Here is a 17662-nt window from a genome sequence, read left to right on the forward strand (position 1 = left end):
GCCGTTGCCGTTGCAACGGCGCGTCAGTGCGAATGCCGCGGCACCGCGGAACCTCGACACCCCACGAGGAAGTCGAGGTCGCAACCCTCATCGGCCTGCAGCACGTGATCGATATACAGGCGCCGGTAGCCGCCACCTTCCGGCGGCTGGGGCGGCACATGCTGCGCGAGACGGCGCTCGAGTTCCGCGTCGCTGACATCGAGGTGCAGCGTGCCCGCGTCGCAATCGAGCTCGATCCAGTCGCCGTCCTGCACCGCGGCGAGCGGGCCGCCGGCCGCCGCTTCCGGCGTCACGTGCAGCACCACGGTGCCGTAGGCGGTGCCACTCATGCGCGCATCGGAAATGCGCACCATGTCCTTCACGCCCTGCCTCAGCAGCTTCGGCGGCAGGCCCATGTTGCCGACTTCGGCCATGCCCGGATAACCCTTCGGCCCGCAGTTCTTCATCACCAGCACCGAATTCGCGTCGACGTCGAGTGTCTCGTCGACGATGCGCGCCTTGTAGTGCTCCAGGTTCTCGAACACAACCGCGCGTCCGCGATGCTTGAGCAACTCGGGTGTCGCCGCCGACGGCTTCAGCACCGCGCCGCGCGGCGCGAGATTGCCGCGCAGCACGCGGATGCCGCCATCGGCGACGAGCGGCTTGTCGAGCGGACGGATCACTTCGTCGTTGGTGTTGGGTGCATCCTTCACGTTGTCCCACAGCGACTTGCCGTTGACCGTCAACGCGTCCGGATGCGGCAGCAGGTTCGCTTCGCCGAGCCGGCGCAGCACGGCCGGCAGGCCGCCCGCGTAATAAAACTCTTCCATCAGGAAACGGCCCGACGGCATCAGGTCGACGATCGTCGGCGTGTCGCGGCCGATGCGCACCCAGTCGTCGAGATCAAGATCGATACCGATGCGCCCCGCGATCGCCTTCAGATGAATCACCGCGTTGGTCGAGCCGCCGATCGCCGCATTGACGCGAATCGCGTTGACGAACGCCTCGCGCGTGAGGATCTTCGACAGCTTCAGGTCTTCGAGCGCCATTTCGACGATCCGGATTCCCGACATATGCGCAAGCACGTAGCGGCGCGAGTCGACCGCGGGAATCGCCGCGTTGTGCGGCAGCGACGTGCCGAGCGCCTCGGCCATGCAGGCCATCGTCGACGCGGTGCCCATCGTGTTGCAGGTGCCCGCCGAGCGCGACATGCCCGCCTCGGCCGACAGGAACTGATGCAGATCGATCTCGCCGGCCTTCAGCGATTCGTGCAGCTGCCACACCGCGGTGCCAGAGCCGATGTTCTTGCCGTCGAGCTTGCCGTTCAGCATCGGGCCGCCGGTCACGACGATCGCCGGCACGTCGCAGCTCGCCGCGCCCATCAGCAGCGCGGGGGTCGTCTTGTCGCAGCCGGTCAGCAGCACGACCGCGTCGATCGGATTGCCGCGGATCGCCTCCTCGACATCCATCGCCGCGAGATTGCGCGTGAGCATCGCGGTCGGACGCAGATTCGATTCGCCGTTGGAAAACACCGGGAACTCGACCGGGAAGCCGCCCGCTTCATAGACGCCGCGCTTCACGTGCTCGGCAAGCTTGCGAAAGTGCGCGTTGCACGGCGTCAGCTCGGACCACGTGTTGCAGATACCGATCACGGGACGCCCGTCGAACTCATGATCGGGAATGCCCTGATTCTTCATCCAGCTTCGATACATGAAGCCGTTCTTGTCAGCCGTGCCGAACCACTCGGCCGAGCGCAATTTCCGCTTTTTTTCCGACATACTAGGTCCTTGATGCATGTGCCGGGACCCTCACCGGCCAATTTGACGGAAGCGGCCCGCCCGGCGCTACGGCGCAAGGTTGCCGCTCAGTGTCCAGGGATGGTGCAGTGTACGGAGCGAGTTGATATCTTTCCAATCATATTTTGGGTGATATCGATATCAATTCTGGTATCGATCCGCCGGGGGTGGCGGCGCAGCGGGGCTGGCGAGCAGACTGCGCCGGCCTCAGGCGTCGCCGGACGCCTGCTTACGGCGGGCTTTCGGTAGTGCGCCGCGCGTGTTCGTCTTCAGATGATTCTGGTTATAGTCGATTGCGGCGCGCACCAGCGCTTTCAGTGCGCGCTCGTCGACCCCGTCGCTCTCGAAGAAGTCGATAGCGCGCCGCGCGTTGCCTTCGAGGCCTGCGTTGAACAAGCCGTCCGGGTCGGCCAGGCCCGCCCCATGCGCGAAGGTCAGCTTGACCTTGCCCTTGTGGGCGTTGGCGACCGCGATCATGCCGTCGCGCGACCAGACCGGACTACCCATCCACTTGAATTCCTCGACGATCGCCGGGTCCGCCGCGAGCACGCATTGACGGATGCGAGCGAAGGTTGCGCCGCGCCAGTCGGTGAGTCCTGCGATCAGTTCGTCGATACGTTCGGATGCGTTCATCGGAGTGCGGCCCTCGTAAGCGGGGAAACGAAGCGGTTGAACCGATAGGATGCCGTAACGATCCAGTCATTGTAATCTCCGCCTGGATTCGTGGCTGGCGGATGACGCGATTTCAAACATCGAACGTACCGCGATACTGCTCATTCGCATCCGGGGACCTGGGCTCAGATTTCACCTCGAAACTCTACGCTCGAAGTGAGTCACTCGGAGAAACGACAGCGATCGATGATTCGTCAGGCGCTAGTCGTCGCGTTTCCGAAACGCAGCCTCTCCGGCATCTGACACCTCGACCCACTTCGGATCGGGAGCCGCGCCGGGGACGTAAGTGTCGTTCCAGTTCCACCACTTGTACGGTCGGCTCTGCGGGTAGCCCTCCGGCGAATCCTCCCACGTCTCCTGCCGCCCGAGCGCCGTCATGTCAAGGTAGCTCCAGATCGTGCCCATCGCCTCGTCCCCACGCCCGTTAATGAAGTACGTTCGGAACACCCGCTCGCCGTCCCGGATGAACGCGTTGTGGCCGTGCCATTCGTCCACGCCGAAGTCGGCGTCGAAACTGTCGGTGATGGTGTACCAGGGGATCATCTCCCAGCCCATCCGGGTCTTCAGGCGCGCGATATCGGCTTGCGGCGCGCGGGACGCGTACACAAGCGTAGTGTCGCGAGCGTGCAAATGGGCAAGGTGGGAGACCTGATCGGCCCCCAGGGAACAGCCAATGCACGCATGCTCTGGCCACCCGTGCACGCCGGGCTCGAAAAAGGCGCGATAGACCACCAGCTGGCGGCGGCCGCTGAACAGGTCGAGCAGGCTTACTCTGCCTTCCGGCCCGTCGAACGCATACGTTTTATCCACGGCAAGCCATGGCATCCGCCGTCGCTCAGCGGCCAGCGCGTCGCGGGCACGTGTCAAGGCTTTCTCCTTGACGAGCAGCTGCTCGCGCGCGGCCTCCCACTCTTGCCGCGACACAATCGGTGGTGTCTTCATGGCAGGCTGTCCATCTTTCCCACGTTTCTCAGGTGACTTGATCGTCGTCATCGTGACCTCCGGGTTTGAGCGATGTCCTGTGCGTTCGGGTCGGAAGGCGATTCGCTCACCGGGCATCGCTCGCTGCTGATGATGGGGTAGTTTAGGCCGCCGGACATCGAATGGTGGGAGTGACAAATGTGACGCGATTCAGGTGCGGCTCGATTCAGAAGGAGCAGCGCTAGCGACCTCGATTCGTCGTTGGTCAAAAGGCGATGGAATCCCGTGGGTAGCCAAGCGACCGCTTAGCGGATCGGGGCAGACTATTATGTCCGGCAACCCATATTCGCCCACCACCCGGAGGTGACGATGAACGCGATCCACGAGCTCTACCCCTATCTGCGCGTGCGCAACGCCGCACGGGCTATCGAGTTCTACGCGCAGGCATTCGGCGGCGTCGAGCAATTTCGCCTGACCGAGCCAGGCGGCCGCATCGGTCATGCCGAAGTGAAGATCGGTCCCGCGACTGTGATGCTGTCCGATGAATATCCCGAGCACGACATGCTCGGACCGACCGGCGACAGCCGGCCGAGTGTGCTGCTGCATATCCACTGCGACGACGTCGACGAGCTGTTCGCACGAGCGGTTGCAGCGGGCGCAACCGTGGTCCGCCCGCTAACCGATCATTTTTATGGCGAGCGCTCGGCGACCGTGCGCGATCCATTCGGCCACGAATGGATGCTCGGCGCGCAGATCGAAGCGCTCACGCCTGAAGAGATGCAGCGCCGTTACACGGCGCTATTCGACAGCTAGTGGATTGTTATATTGGGCTCCTCGCGCTTAATCCCCCGATGCGTGAGCTCTTTTTACATCCCGCCGAACGGCTTTTCCACCGTGAGCTTGTTGGTCACCGAAGTCACCCCCGGAACACCCTTCGCGATCTCCGCGACCTGATTGATCTGGGAAACGTCGGTGACCGTGCCGCTCAGCGTCACCGCGCCGCCTTTTGCGATGACGCTTATATTGCCGGCGCTGATCTCCTTATGCTTGCCGATCGCGGCATACACCTGCCGACGCAGCGCGCGATTGGCTTGCCTCGAGCTGACGGGAGCGGCTGCGCTAGCTGACATCGCAGGTGCGCCCGAAGCTGCACTAGCCGTCTGGCCCGACTGCGACCATGCGTTGCTCGACGCGGCCAGAATCAATATGGCAATCGCCAACGCGCGTGCCTGAATGCTTTTCATCGAATACTCCAGTTGTTATAGGCGACGTAATCAGAAGTTATGGCGGATGCCGACCATGGCCGCCGTGGTGGACACGCCAGGTGCAACCGGGGCGCCATAGACGATGGTCTGGTTCATGGTCCCCCTGTTGTTGACATAACCCACCTGCGCGTACGCCTTGGTGCGCTGCGACAGGTTGTATTCCGCGCCCACGGCGAACTCGCCCGAATGGTTCGCCGAGTTGTTCTTGTCTTTCAGGTAGTAGTACCCGGACGTGATCTTGAAACGCGGATTGAACTGGTAGCCGAGGCCCCCCGAGATCATTTCGAAGTCCGCGGTGTTGGTATGGGCCGGGTTCTTGCCGGCGCCGTACGAGGCCGACACCGAAAATCCGGCGATCGTGTACATCGCACCGAAATAGTAGAAACGGTTGTTCGCAAGCCCGGTCGCGGGGATAGCGGGCGCCGCCGGGTAGGTGATCGGGTACGGGTTGGTATCGTGGCCGTTGTAATACAACGCGGACAGATTCAGACCGTAGTTCGAATACTTGAGCACGGCCGACTCGCGCGTACCGCCCTGGAACTGACCGGCGACGCCGCCCGGCGCGTACTCGAGCGCGAGCGACGCGCCATGGAATTTCGGCGAGTTGTAGACGAGCGCGTTGCTGTCGTACAGCGCGCCGATCGGCGCGTTCGTGCTCGTGCCAGGCCAGCCGGCCGCCTGATTGATGCCCAGCCACGCGGTCAGAACACTGCCGAAATACTGCGCGCCGCGGACGTCGGTTTCCGCCATCGCGTAGATCATCGGAATGATCTGCCGGCCGGCGTCGAAGGTACCGAACGGCCCCGATGCGCCGACCGTCGCGAACTGGTTGAAGATCGCCGTGGTGCCCGGCGTGTCGGACAGACCGAACTTGCCGTTCGTGGTGTTGAACGCGCCCTGCAGCTTGAAGTTGATCTTGTAGCCGCCGCCGATGTCTTCGCTTCCCTTCATACCCCAGAAGCTCGAATAGATACCGCCGTCCTTCAGCTGATAAATTTTGCCCGTGTTCGGCGCGTGCGGCAGAAAGGTAGCGGCCGATGTGCTCTGATACAGCAGCCCCGTATCGACTACGCCATAAAGCGTCACTGACGACTGCGCATGAGCCGCGGTGGCGAAAATGGCCAACACGACAGCGCTGCTTGACTTCAACTTCATTGTGTCTCCTTCGCGTACCGGCGGTGGCGCAAAAGCCGATGCTGCGGTCGCTTCAAATGGTTGGTGGTTTTGTGTGCGCCGGGCGTACCCGGTCGCGTTGTTGCGTGAATCGAACTGCGTTGCTGCGAGAGCCGCGCATCAGGGCATGTAGTAGTTGCCGAACTGATCGCGTAACTGGTTCTTCAGGACCTTGCCTGTTGCGCCGATAGGCACCGTGTCGACGAACACCACTGCATCGGGCGTCCACCAGCGCGCGACCCGGCCGTTGAAGAAGGACAGCAGTTCGTCGCTGGCCAGCTCGCTGCCCGGTTTTTTCACGACCAGCAGCAGCGGCCGTTCGTCCCACTTAGGATGCCGTGCGGCGATACACACTGCCGTCGAGACTTCCGGATGCAGATAAGCGACGTTTTCGATCGCCGCCGAACTGATCCATTCGCCGCCCGACTTGATCACGTCCTTGCTGCGATCGGTGATCTGCATGAAGCCGTGCCGGTCGATCGTCGCGATGTCGCCGGTCGGAAACCAGCCGTCGCACAATGGCGACTCGACGTCGGCGCCGAAGTACTGCTGCGTGACCCAGTGACCGCGCACCTGCAGATCGCCAGCGCTCTCGCCGCCCCACGGCAATTCATTACCGTGGGAGTCGACGATCCGCATGTCGATGCCGAACAGCGCGCGTCCCTGCTTCGCCTGAATCATGTACTGATCCTCCATCGGCAGCGACTGCTGATGCGCCTTGAAGCTGCAGACCGTGCCGATCGGGCTCAATTCGGTCATGCCCCACGCGTGCAGTACCTCCACCCGGTGGCGCTTCTGGAACGCCTCGGTCATCGCGGTCGGACACGGCGCGCCGCCGATCACCGTGCGTCGCATCGACGAGAAGGTCCCGCCCATCGCATCGACATGCGTGAGCAGTCCCTGCCACACCGTCGGCACGCCGGCCGACAGCGTCACGTGTTCCGTTTCGATCAGTTCATAGAGCGACTTGCCGTCGAGCGCCGGCCCCGGAAACACCAGCTTCGCGCCGACCATGCAGGCGATATAGGGCAGTCCCCACGCATTCACATGGAACATCGGCACGACCGGCAGGATCACGTCGCGCGCGGAACAGTTCAGCGAATCGGGCAGCGCCGCCGCGTAGGTGTGCAGCACGGTCGAACGATGGCTATACAGCACGCCCTTCGGATTGCCGGTGGTGCCCGACGTGTAGCACAGCGACGACGCGCTGTTTTCATCGAGCAGCGGCCATTCGAAAACGTCGTCGTGCAGCTCGAGCAGATCCTCGTAGCACATCAGCATGCCGCTCAGGTCGTTCGCTTGCGGCATGTGCGCGCGATCGGTCATCGCCACGAATACTTTCGGGCTCTTCACCCGGGGCGCGACGCTCTCGATCAGCGGCAGAAAGGTCAGGTCGAAGAACACGACACGATCTTCCGCATGCTCGATGATGTACGCGAGCTGGTCGACGTGCAGTCGTGGGTTCAGCGTATGCAGCACGGACCCGGAGCCCGACACCGCGAAATAGAGCTCCATGTGGCGATAGCCGTTCCACGCGAGCGTCGCGACGCGCTCGCCCTGGCCGACGCCGAGCGTCGACAGCGCGTTGGCCATACGGCGCGCGCGCTGCGCGAGGTGCCGATACGAATAACGATGGATGTCTCCTTCCACGCGTCGCGACACGATTTCCTGTTCGCCGTGATGGCGCTCCGCGTGCGTGAGCAGCGCGGAAACCAGCAGCGACTGCTGCATCATCAAGCCTTGCATCTTTCCGTCTCCTGATTGGTTGTGGCGTCTCGCGCCTGGCCTACCCGGCCTTACGTTGCCGCGCTGCCGGCTCGCGCTTGCGAGGGCGTCGCGTTCGGCGCGTCGAGACTCACCACCACCTTTGAATCCACTATGTCGACCGGGAAGGTCGTCACGCTCAATCCGCCTGTTCCCGCCATGCAGCCCGTGCGCACGTCGAAGCGCAGACCGTGCGCCGGACAGCGCAACATGCAGCCTTCCAGCTGGCCGCTCGACAGCGCGGCCCCGTTGTGCGGACATGTGTTGTCGATGGCGTGAAGCGAGCCTTCGATGTTGAACAGCACGATGCTGCGGCCATCGATGAAGGCCAGCTTGCGCTGGCCCGGCGCGAGCTCGCCGGCAACACCCACCACGATCCGACGCGACATCCCAGACTCCTTCTGATCCGACGCGGGCCGCGTCACATCAGTACCAGGCGGCGAATCAACGTCTCCGCCATTGGCCATTCGCCAAAGCCCGAAGCAGGGTTGAGGTGCCCCACTTCGCCGAGATCGACGAGGCGGCTGCCCCAGTCCTGCGCCATCTCCTGCACCCGCTCGAACCGCGCGAGCGGATCGTTGCGGCTCGCGCCGACGATGCTCGGAAACGGCAGCGGCTTGCGTGGAATCGGCAGCCAGCCGTTCTGCTCGAGCGTATCCAGCTCCGGATAGCCCGCCGGCATCGGCGTCTCGAGGTCCGCGGGCGCCGCGAGCAGCGCAGCGTGAATCTCGCGCTTGTGCTGCGCCGCCCAATGCACGGTGATCATCACGCCAGCGCTATGCGCGACCAGAATGACCGGGCCGTCGATCCGCGCGAGCGTGGCATCGAGCGCCGCGACGCGTGCCGCGCAACTGAGCTTGTCGTGCTCAAGCGGCGGCACCGACAGCGCTTTCGGCAGCCGTTGCTGCAGCAGGGTTTGCCAATGCTCCGCGACGTGGTCACGCAGACCCGGAACCATCAGAATGGTCGGTTTCAATTCGTAATTCATGGGAAGCTACCTGCTAGTTCAGTACGGCTTGTCGCCGACGATGCCGGCGCGCTCCATCTTGCGGTGGCACGGCGGGTAGTCCATCACCGCATAGTGCTGCGTGCTGCGGTTGTCCCAGATCGCGATGCTGTTCTTCTGCCAGCGCCAGCGCACCTGGTACTCGGGGATGTACGCCTGGCTGATCAGATAGCGCAGCAGATCGCCCGCGCCCGGATTCGCGTCCTGCCCGAAGCGCACTCGCTCCGGCGTGTGAAAGTTCGTGAAATGGCTCGTGAAAGCGCTCACGAACAGCACCTTTTCCTCCGTTTCCGGATGCGTGCGCACGACCGGATGCTCCGCGTCCGGAAATTGCGCCTTCAGCGCGAGACGCTTTTCGATCGGCATCGCGGCACCGAAGCTCGCCTCGATGCTGTGGCGCGCGCGCAGGTCCGCGATCTGAGCCTTCACGTGCGCCGGCAGCTTCTCGTAGGCGAGGACCATGTTCGCCCACATCGTGTCGCCGCCGACGGGCGGACACTCGACGCAGCGCAGCACGGCACCGAACTGCGGCGCTTCGCGCCAGGTGGCGTCGGCATGCCACGCGTTTTCGTAACGGTCGTTGGGCTGATCCGGGGTCTTGTAGATACGCACGAGGCCCGGATTTTCCGGATCGCTGCCCGCGACCGGATGGTCTTCCAGTTCGCCGAAGCGGCGCGCGAACGCCACGTGTTCGGCACGCGTGATGTCCTGGTCGCGCAGGAACAGCACCCGGTGCTTCAGCAGCGCCGAGCGGATTTGGGCAAACAGGCCATCGTCGTAGACGGCGTGGGCGAGATTCACCCCTATCAGTTCGGCGCCGATCGAGCACGTCAGTTGTTCGACTCGCATGGCTAGCTCCTTAGATGACGAAGATCGACGAACCCGTCGTCTTGCGCGACTCCAGATCACGATGGGCTTGCGCCGCATCTTCGAGCGCATAGCGCTGATTCAGCTCGATCTTGATGCGTCCCGAGGCAATGAGCCCGAAGATTTCGTCGGCAAGCTCGTCCTTCTCGGCCGGGTCGGCGATGTAGTCAGCCAGCGCCGGGCGGGTCAGATAGAGCGAGCCTTTCATAGCCAGCAGTTGCGGATTGAACGGCGGGATCGGGCCGGAGGCCGTGCCGACGCAAACCAGCAGACCGCGGCGCTTCAGCGAATCGAGCGAGGCCTCGAAGGTGTCTTTGCCGACGCTGTCGAACACGACGTTCACGCCGACGCCATCGGTCAGTTCGCGCACGCGCCTGGCGACGTCTTCGTGGCTGTAGTTGATGACGTGGTCGCAGCCGTGCGCGCGAGCCACCTCGCCCTTGGCCTCGTTCGAAACCGTGCCGATCACGGTCAGACCCAGCAGCTTCGCCCATTGCGAAACGATCAGGCCGACACCGCCGGCGGCGGCATGCAGAAGGATCGTGTCGCCCGCCTTGAAGTCGTGAATGCGGCGCATCAGATACGCGCAGGTCAACCCGCGCATGGTCATGCCGGCAGCCGTTTCGCAGTCGATCGCATCGGGCAGCCGGATCAGCGGCGCGGCCGGAATCAGACGTTCGGTGCTGTACGCGCCGAGCGTGTTGAGGAAGCCCGTGTAAGTCACACGATCGCCCACCGCGACGTTCGTGACGTCCGGGCCAACGGCCTCGACCACGCCCGCGGCCTCCACGCCCATCCCCGCGGGCAGCGGGACCGGATACAGGCCGCTGCGAAAGTAGGTGTCGGCGAAATTGAGGCCCACTGCCTGATGGCGCAGGCGAACCTGACCGGGACCGGGGTTGCCCACTTCGACGTCCTCGTAGCGCAGCACGTCAGGACCACCGGTTTCATGAAAGCGAACTGCCTTTGCCATGTTGACTCTCCAATTCTTTACTTGATCTGCACTTTGCAGAATTCGTTGCGCCAGCGGCGCAGTTACAGGTTCGGTGCTCCGCGCCGTCCGCGCGGCACCATGCGAGGTCAGCGTGCCGCCTGCTCGCGCAGCGTGTTCAGCCGATCCAGATCGCCCGAGTAGTTCCGTTTGCCGATCATGAATGCGGCGGCCGCGACGAGCGGTGCGAACGGCACCAGTTGCAACGCGCCCAGCAGTCCGATCCGATCGGCGATGATCCCCGTCAGAACAGCCGCCGGCGCGAGGCCCAGCAGGTTGTTCGCGAGCGTCAGGGTCGCAAACGCCGAGGCATGAATCGTCGGCGGCGTGAGGTTCGCCACCATCGCACCCGACGGGCCGCTCGCACCGGCGCAGAAGAACATGCCGGCGCCGATCACGACCAGTTGCCACGGCCCCGCGGGCATCCGCAAGCCGATCGCGAGCAGAACGAAACAGGCGAGGCAGAAGGCGATCGCGGCGCTCCACTTGCGTTCCCGCATGTTCTTGCTGAGCCGGTCGGCGAGGTTTCCGCACACCACCATGCCCACCCCGGTCACCAGCACGAACACCGCCGCGCACATCGCAGCCTTGCCGGTGGCCATGCCGTAGTAACGATTCAGGAAGCTCGGCATCCATGCCCACACAGCGGCAGGAACCAGCAGATGGAGGCCGCTGCCCACATAGGCGCACACCACGGACTTCGTCGAAAACAACCCCTTCATCAGCGCGCGCAGGCTCATGCACATGCCGCGCGATTGCGCCTGCCTCGTCACGCTCGCCGGCTGCAGTGGCACAAGACGCTTTTCGGTGACGACGAGGCGGTAGATCACGACCAGCACGACCCCCATCGCCGCCATGGCGCCGAATGCCGAACGCCAGCCGAGGTGAGCCGCCACCGCGCCGCCGAGCGCCATGCCCAGCACCGAGCCGAACGCGCCGCCCGCCATGAAGGTGCCGGTCAGCGTGGAGCGCAGCCGGACCGGAAAGATGCTCAGAACAACTGCGATACCGACACTGCCATAGGCCGCTTCGCCGATTCCGACAAAGGCACGCGCCAGCAGCAACTGCCCATAGTTCGCCGAGATCGCGCAGCCCACCGTCGCGAGACTCCACATCGCCGCCATCAGCACGATGCTCTTCACGCGGCCCCAGCGGTCGGCCAGAACCGACAGCGGGAACGTGAGCACACCGACCATCAGCGCGACCACGCTGCTGAGCGAACCCAGCTGCGCGTCGGACAGATGCCATGCCGCCTTGAGCGGCGGAAACACGGCATTCAACACTTGCCGCGACATATAGTCGGAAAGCAGCAATCCGACCGTCAACGCAAACACTACCCACGCATAAGCGCGCACGTCCGTCTGAGCTGTCGAAACTTCGCCCGTCGTGGGGGCTGCATGCTGAACGAGCATATTTTGTCTCCTTCCACGCTGACTCCCTGGCGGCCGCCTTGCCCGCATGGGCCGACGACTGTTATGGATTCAGCTATCTGCTCCCCGCTATGCACCGGAAGCGTTAGCCATGAAGCCCGGCCTCGGCCAATGCGCCGGCCCGGGCTCCTGGTGATCACGCCGCGCGAAGCGGCAGGTTCCTGACACCGGCCTGGCGGTTCGGCGCCATGCCGTTTGCGACCAGCGTCTCTTCGACCGTCTCGTACTGCACACCAATACGATAGATCTCGCGCGCTTCTTTGCCAGTGGCAATTTCGCGCCCCAGTTCGCGCGCGACGCGCACGCACTGCTCGATCTGCTGCACCGACGTGAAGCGCTTGCCGTGCTGATCGATGATCGTGTCCTCGATGCCGCAGCGCGGATGCAGGCCCATCGACATCGCCATCATGTTGAACGGCAGCACGTTCTTCAGCAGCGACTCGGCGGTGAGCGTGCAGCCATCCGGCGCGCGATGCACGAAGTTGAAGAAGTTGAATGGATTGGGGCCGTCGAAGCCGCCACCGATACCGATCCACGTCAGGTTCAGCGGGCCCTTGTAGACGCCCTTGCGCACGAGGCGCTCGAGCGTTTCGAGCGCGTGAATGCCGGTGAGCTGGAAGTGCGGCTGGATGCCCGAAGCCTGCAGGCGGCGCAGGTGTTCCTCGACCCATGCGGGGCCAGCCGGCACCGTCATTTCACTATAGGCGGCCATGAACCCGGGGTTGGAAAGCGAGGTGCCTGCCAGATACTCCGGATAGAGCAGCTCCATGATGTTCATCTGCGTGGTGTTGATCGCGACCGTCACCTGATCGGGCTTCGGATCGAGATCGGCCAGCATATGACGCGTGTCGTCGGACAGCCACTTCGCGGCTTGTCCGTCGTCTTCCGGCGCAAACGAGATCGAGCCACCGACCTGAATGATCATGTCGGGCACTGCCGCGCGCACACCCGCGATCAGTTCGTTGAACTTCGACAGGCGCTTCGAGCCCTTGCCGTCCAGTTCGCGCACGTGCAGGTGCAATACCGTGGCGCCGGCGTTGTAGCAATCGACGGCCTTCTGGATCTGCTCGTCCATCGTCACGGGGATGTCTTCCGGGAAGTCCTCCGGCATCCATTCCGGGCCGTAAGGGGCGGTGGTGATGACTACCTTGTCCTGATTCTCAGGGTGCAACGAATCGTCGAGAAATTGCATTTGTTTGCCTCCATCCAGTTTTGAAGTGACGGTGTTCCGCTATCGCGAGGTCGCATGAAAATTTGCTGGAACACATCGAACGACATGTGCCCACAATACGGCAATCGCGCGCTACACTTTTATGATTGGACGCCATCCTTTTAGCGATTCGTGCCACCGCGTGTTAACACCAATAATTGCGCGAAGCATGTGTTTAATGACTAGAAAAAATACTCAGCGTGTGAATCGTCCGGAGAAACTACGATGGAAACGATGGTGACGTCGGTAGCCATGAGCGGCTATTTCGAAGTGACGCGACGGCTTGGACTCAATCCGGTCGAGCTCGCGAAACAGGCCGGCATCGACGCCGGCGCGCTCGCGAATCCGGACGATCGCGTATCGGCCACCGCCTGTTGCCGGCTGCTGGAAATGACGGCCGAAAAGGCGTCGTGCCCGACCCTCGCGCTGCAAATGGCGGAAACGCGGCAGACTTTCGGCAGCGGCGTGATCAATGTCCTGCTCGCGCACAAACGCACGCTGCGCGAAGTGTTGCTGGCCGCGGCCGAATACCGCCATCTGCTCAACGAAGCGCTGGCGGTGTACGTCGAGGACGCGGACAATACGGTCACCATTCGGGAGGAACTCGTCGTCGAACGGGGTACCCCGACAAGGCAGGCGATCGAACTCGCGCTCGGTGTCCTCGCGCGGCACTCCGGTGCTCTGCTCGGCAAGTTCTGGAAACCGCGAGAGGTCCACTTCACGCATCCGGCGCCCAAAGACCTGACGTTTCATCGACGCTTCTTCGGCTGTCCGCTGGTGTTCGGCAGCGACTTCAACGGGTTCGTCTGCGCGAGCGCCGACCTCGACTACCCGAATCCACTGGCCGATCCTGAACTCGTGCGCTATGCGGAAAGCCTCGCCTCTCCGCTGAACGTGAGCGCCGCGGAATCGGCCGCGCTGGAAGTGCGCAAGGCGATCTACCTGCTGCTGCCGCTCGAGCAGGCGAACGCCGAGCTGGTTGCACGTTATTTGCATCTGAGCGTGCGCACCATGCAACGGCAGTTGAATTCGGCCGGCACCAGCTTTTCGGATCAGGTCGAGGAAGTCCGCGGCGAACTCGCCGTGCGCTACATGAGCAATCCCACCTATCCGATCGGACGGGTCTCGGCGCTTCTCGGCTACGCGCAACAGGGATCGTTCACGAACTGGTTCGTGTCGCGCTTCCACATGACGCCGCGCGACTGGCGCGCGAGCCATGCGAAGTGACGGCCGGTGGCAGTGAAGACAAAAAAACGGAGGGTGATGCACTGAGCATTACCCTCCGTTGTTTGCCGCACCCGCTATCGCCATCCGGTCACTCGGCGCGAAGCTTCACATAGCGGCCCGGTGCGCTCTCGATTGCCTTGTACTTCCTGTTGCCGAGCTTCGTGCGCGCCTCGACCTGCTCGCCGGAATGCTGCTTGACCCAGTCGATCCAGTGATTCCACCAGCTGCCGCGCTGCTGAACCGACGTTGCGAGCCACTCGTCGGCGTTCTCGTCGCAGGCATCGTTGGTTCGGTAGCTGCGCTTGTTCTTCGAGGCCGGATTGATCACACCCGCGATATGGCCGCTTGCCCCCAGCACGAACTCGGTTTGACCGCCCAGTAGTTGCGTCGACTGATAGGCGGACCGCCACGGCACGATGTGATCTTCCTCGGCCGCCATCAGATAGCTTGGAATATCGATGTTGCCGAGATCCACCGGCGTGTCGCAGAACTTCAGTTTGTTCGGCACGCGCAGACTGTTTTCGAGGTACATGTTGCGCAGATAGAAGCTGTACATCGGACCGGGCAGATTGGTCGTGTCCGCGTTCCAGTACAGCAGATCGAACGCGGCCGGGGTTTTGCCTTTCAGGTAATTGTTCACGACATACGGCCAGATCAGATCGTTGGCACGCAGCGACTGGAATACGAAGCCGAGTTCGCGTCCGGGATAGAGCCCACCGCCACCGATCGCATGCTCGCGCATCGCCACGCCCTGCTCGTCGATGAACACGCCGAGATCGCCCGGGTCGGTGAAGTCGAGCAACGCCGTCAGCAGCGTCAGGCTGGCCACGGAGTCGTCGCCGTTCGCACGCATGACCGCCAGCGCCGACGACAGCATCGTGCCGCCCACGCACCAGCCCAATGCATTGACCTGGTCGGCCCGGCTAATCGCACGCGCGACGCTGATCGCCTGCATCACGCCGTCCTCGAGGTAGGCGTCCCACGTGGTCTGCGCCATGTCCTGCTGCGGGTTGCGCCAGGACACGACGAACACCGTCAGGCCCTGCTCGCAGGCGAAGCGCACGAAGGAATTCTCCGGCTGCAAATCCAGGATGTAGAACTTGTTGATGCACGGAGGAACGATCACGAGCGGCCGCGCGGCGACCTTCGGTGTCAGCGGCTCGTACTGGATCAGCTGAAACAGATCGTTCTCATAGACCACCGCGCCACTGGACGTGGCAACGCTGCGGCCCACTTCGAACGCGCTTTGATCGGTGATCGAAATCGAGCCGCTGCCCAGATCGTCGAGCAGATGCGTAACGCCCGCGAGCAGGCTCGATCCGCCCGATTCCACCGCCGCCCGGATGACTTCGGGATTCGTCGCGACGAAATTCGCGGGGCTGGCGAAGTCGATGAACTGGCGCATGAAAAAGCGCAGCTTGTGCTTGCCCTTTTCGTCGAGCGCGCTCGCCTCGACGAACTCCGCGAGTGCCCGGGCATTGATCAGATAGCTCTGTTTCAGAAGGCTGTACCAGCCGTTGCTGGACCAGTCGTCGGCGTGAAAGCGCCGGTCTCCCTGCTCGGGCTCGGCGACCGCCTTCAACTCCGTGCGCCCGCCGATCAATCCGGCGACGGCGTCGCTCCACAGTTGCGCCTGCTGTTGCAGATAGTGGGCGCTCGTGTGGGTCACGGAGCCTCGCGCAAACGGCCCGTTGAAATCGAAGTCCGAGCCGTCGGTGTCGGGCACCGTCGTCGCGTATTCATCCTTGACCGGCGAAAAACGCCATAAATCGAAGCCGGCATTGACCCAGCCCGTGGAAAACTCGTGTGGCATGCTGAATGGCATTCTCATGGCGGGGCTCGCTATCATGCTTTGCCGACGGCGCAAGCCGCGTCCGCGACGACACGGTCGCGGCAGGTTGTCGGCATGACCACGGCGTCGCCTTCGATCACCACCTTGCCGCCGACCGTGCAAACGGTGGACAGCACCACGCGGCGCTTGTCGTGAATCAGTTCCTTGACGGTCACTTCGGCCTGCACGGTGTCGCCGGGTCGAACCGGCGCCTTGAAGCGCAGGTTCTGGCCGAGGTAGATCGTGCCCGGGCCCGGCAGCCGCCCCGCGATCGCCGCGGAGATGATGCTGGCGGTCAACATGCCGTGAGCGATGCGCCCCTTGAAGGGTGTGGTTTGCGCAAACTCCTCGTTGATGTGAACCGCGTTGATGTCTCCCGACGCGCCCGCGAAGAGCAGAATGTCCGCCTCCGTGATGGTCTTGGCGAACCGGGCACTCATGCCCGGTTGCAGGTCTTCGAAATCGTATCCGTTAAGCTCATTCATGATTATTCCGCTTGCTGGGCGCGTATTTGCCCTCTCTTCTGGCACGTACTGCGCGTTGTGCCGGACGCTAACCGCTGGATGCGGTTAGCCGAGCGCCTGCTCGAGTTCCGGCACGAGGGTGAACAGATCGCCAACCAAGCCGTAATCGGCCACGCTGAAAATCGGCGCTTCTTCGTCCTTGTTGATCGCGACGATGACTTTCGAGTCCTTCATGCCGGCGAGGTGCTGGATCGCCCCCGAGATGCCGACCGCGACGTACAGTTGCGGCGCGACGATCTTGCCGGTCTGACCGACCTGATAGTCGTTCGGCACGAAGCCCGCGTCGACCGCCGCACGCGATGCGCCCAGTGCCGCGCCGAGCTTGTCGGCCAGCGGTTCCAGCACCTTCATGTAGTTCTCGCCATTGCCCAGACCACGGCCACCCGACACGATGATCTTCGCGCTCGTCAGTTCCGGACGATCGAGCTTCGTCACTTCGCGGCTCACGAACTGCGCGAGGCCTGCGTCGGCTGCCGCTTCGATCTTCTCGACCGCTGCGCTGCCGCCTTCGGCCGCGACGGCATCAAAACCGGTCGAGCGCACGGTGATGACCTTGATCGGATCAGCCGATTGCACGATCGCGACTGCGTTGCCCGCGTAGATAGGACGCTCGAACGTGTCGGCGCTATCCACTGCCGTGATGTCGCTGATCTGCGCGACGTCGAGCTTCGCGGCGATACGCGGCGCGACATTCTTGCCGTAGGCGGTGGCCGGCGCGAGGATATGCGTGTAGTGCTTCGCCGCATCTTGCACAAGCGTCAGCACCGTCGCTTCGACGTTTTCCGCGAGGCCTGCGGCCAGTTGCGGCGCATCGGCGAGCAGCACCTTGCTGACACCAGCGATCTTCGCGGCCGCATCGGCCGCGCCCTGCGCGTTATGTCCCGCGACCAGCACGTGAATATCACCGCCGATCTTCTGTGCCGCTGCGATCGTGTTCAGCGTCGCGGCCTTGATCGACGCATTGTCGTGTTCTGCAATTATCAGGTTCGTCATTTCTCGGGTCTCC

The 17662-nt window shown here is 63.4% G+C and carries 17 protein-coding genes; 2 read left to right on the top strand and 15 right to left on the bottom strand.

The window, feature by feature from the left end:
* Positions 1-23: 23 nt before the first annotated feature.
* The 3 genes from OKW35_RS45085 to OKW35_RS45095 form a co-directional block, all read right to left on the bottom strand.
* On the bottom strand, positions 24-1757 hold the full coding sequence (locus OKW35_RS45085; protein WP_090809494.1) for an IlvD/Edd family dehydratase: 1734 nt from the start codon (positions 1755-1757) through the stop codon (positions 24-26).
* A 225-nt stretch (positions 1758-1982) separates the two neighbouring features.
* On the bottom strand, positions 1983-2408 hold the full coding sequence (locus tag OKW35_RS45090) for a DUF1801 domain-containing protein (RefSeq protein ID WP_184039244.1): 426 nt from the start codon (positions 2406-2408) through the stop codon (positions 1983-1985).
* Positions 2409-2648: 240 nt separating this feature from the next.
* The gene (locus tag OKW35_RS45095) at positions 2649-3440 is read right to left on the bottom strand and encodes a DUF899 domain-containing protein (RefSeq protein ID WP_429352277.1); all 792 of its coding nucleotides are present in this window, start codon (positions 3438-3440) and stop codon (positions 2649-2651) included.
* Positions 3441-3737: 297 nt separating this feature from the next.
* Here OKW35_RS45095 and OKW35_RS45100 point away from each other — a divergent pair, with 297 nt between their 5' ends.
* Positions 3738-4181 (top strand): VOC family protein, encoded by a 444-nt coding sequence (locus OKW35_RS45100; protein WP_184060608.1) that lies wholly within the window; start codon positions 3738-3740, stop codon positions 4179-4181.
* Between the two features lie 53 nt (positions 4182-4234).
* On the opposite strand, the gene OKW35_RS45105 is transcribed toward OKW35_RS45100, so the two are convergent.
* The 9 genes from OKW35_RS45105 to OKW35_RS45145 form a co-directional block, all read right to left on the bottom strand.
* Positions 4235-4612 (bottom strand): BON domain-containing protein, encoded by a 378-nt coding sequence (locus tag OKW35_RS45105; protein WP_429555446.1) that lies wholly within the window; start codon positions 4610-4612, stop codon positions 4235-4237.
* A 30-nt stretch (positions 4613-4642) separates the two neighbouring features.
* Positions 4643-5788, bottom strand: a complete 1146-nt coding sequence (locus OKW35_RS45110; RefSeq protein WP_429555447.1) for a porin — start codon at positions 5786-5788, stop codon at positions 4643-4645.
* Positions 5789-5926: 138 nt separating this feature from the next.
* Entirely contained in the window at positions 5927-7552 is a 1626-nt protein-coding gene (locus tag OKW35_RS45115; RefSeq protein WP_429555448.1) for a 3-(methylthio)propionyl-CoA ligase, read from the bottom strand.
* A 50-nt stretch (positions 7553-7602) separates the two neighbouring features.
* Positions 7603-7959, bottom strand: coding sequence for a Rieske (2Fe-2S) protein (locus OKW35_RS45120; protein WP_184060600.1), 357 nt, complete (start codon positions 7957-7959; stop codon positions 7603-7605).
* 32 nt (positions 7960-7991) lie between these two features.
* Positions 7992-8558: an RBBP9/YdeN family alpha/beta hydrolase gene (locus tag OKW35_RS45125; RefSeq protein ID WP_184060598.1), complete on the bottom strand. Its 567-nt coding sequence runs from the start codon at positions 8556-8558 to the stop codon at positions 7992-7994.
* 18 nt (positions 8559-8576) lie between these two features.
* Positions 8577-9425 carry a TauD/TfdA dioxygenase family protein gene (locus OKW35_RS45130; protein WP_184060596.1) on the bottom strand — a complete coding sequence of 283 codons (849 nt, stop codon included), beginning with the start codon at positions 9423-9425 and terminating at the stop codon, positions 8577-8579.
* A gap of 10 nt (positions 9426-9435) precedes the next feature.
* On the bottom strand, positions 9436-10416 hold the full coding sequence (locus OKW35_RS45135) for a quinone oxidoreductase family protein (protein ID WP_429352281.1): 981 nt from the start codon (positions 10414-10416) through the stop codon (positions 9436-9438).
* A 107-nt stretch (positions 10417-10523) separates the two neighbouring features.
* Positions 10524-11846: an MFS transporter gene (locus tag OKW35_RS45140; protein ID WP_429555449.1), complete on the bottom strand. Its 1323-nt coding sequence runs from the start codon at positions 11844-11846 to the stop codon at positions 10524-10526.
* A 154-nt stretch (positions 11847-12000) separates the two neighbouring features.
* Positions 12001-13056 (bottom strand): 3-keto-5-aminohexanoate cleavage protein, encoded by a 1056-nt coding sequence (locus OKW35_RS45145; protein ID WP_090809455.1) that lies wholly within the window; start codon positions 13054-13056, stop codon positions 12001-12003.
* Between the two features lie 243 nt (positions 13057-13299).
* Here OKW35_RS45145 and OKW35_RS45150 point away from each other — a divergent pair, with 243 nt between their 5' ends.
* The gene (locus OKW35_RS45150; RefSeq protein ID WP_090809453.1) at positions 13300-14301 is read left to right on the top strand and encodes an AraC family transcriptional regulator; all 1002 of its coding nucleotides are present in this window, start codon (positions 13300-13302) and stop codon (positions 14299-14301) included.
* A gap of 88 nt (positions 14302-14389) precedes the next feature.
* Here OKW35_RS45150 and phaC read toward each other — a convergent pair whose 3' ends face one another.
* The 3 genes from phaC to OKW35_RS45165 form a co-directional block, all read right to left on the bottom strand.
* Entirely contained in the window at positions 14390-16132 is a 1743-nt protein-coding gene (gene phaC, locus OKW35_RS45155) for a class I poly(R)-hydroxyalkanoic acid synthase (protein WP_429555450.1), read from the bottom strand.
* A 14-nt stretch (positions 16133-16146) separates the two neighbouring features.
* A complete protein-coding gene (locus OKW35_RS45160; protein ID WP_184060589.1) occupies positions 16147-16617 on the bottom strand; it encodes a MaoC family dehydratase in 471 nt (156 codons plus the stop codon).
* Positions 16618-16701: 84 nt separating this feature from the next.
* Entirely contained in the window at positions 16702-17649 is a 948-nt protein-coding gene (locus tag OKW35_RS45165) for an electron transfer flavoprotein subunit alpha/FixB family protein (protein WP_429555451.1), read from the bottom strand.
* Positions 17650-17662: the final 13 nt, after the last annotated feature.

This window comes from Paraburkholderia sp. MM5477-R1 (assembly GCF_050436385.1).
In the GTDB taxonomy this organism is placed as follows: Bacteria; Pseudomonadota; Gammaproteobacteria; order Burkholderiales; family Burkholderiaceae; genus Paraburkholderia; species Paraburkholderia tuberum.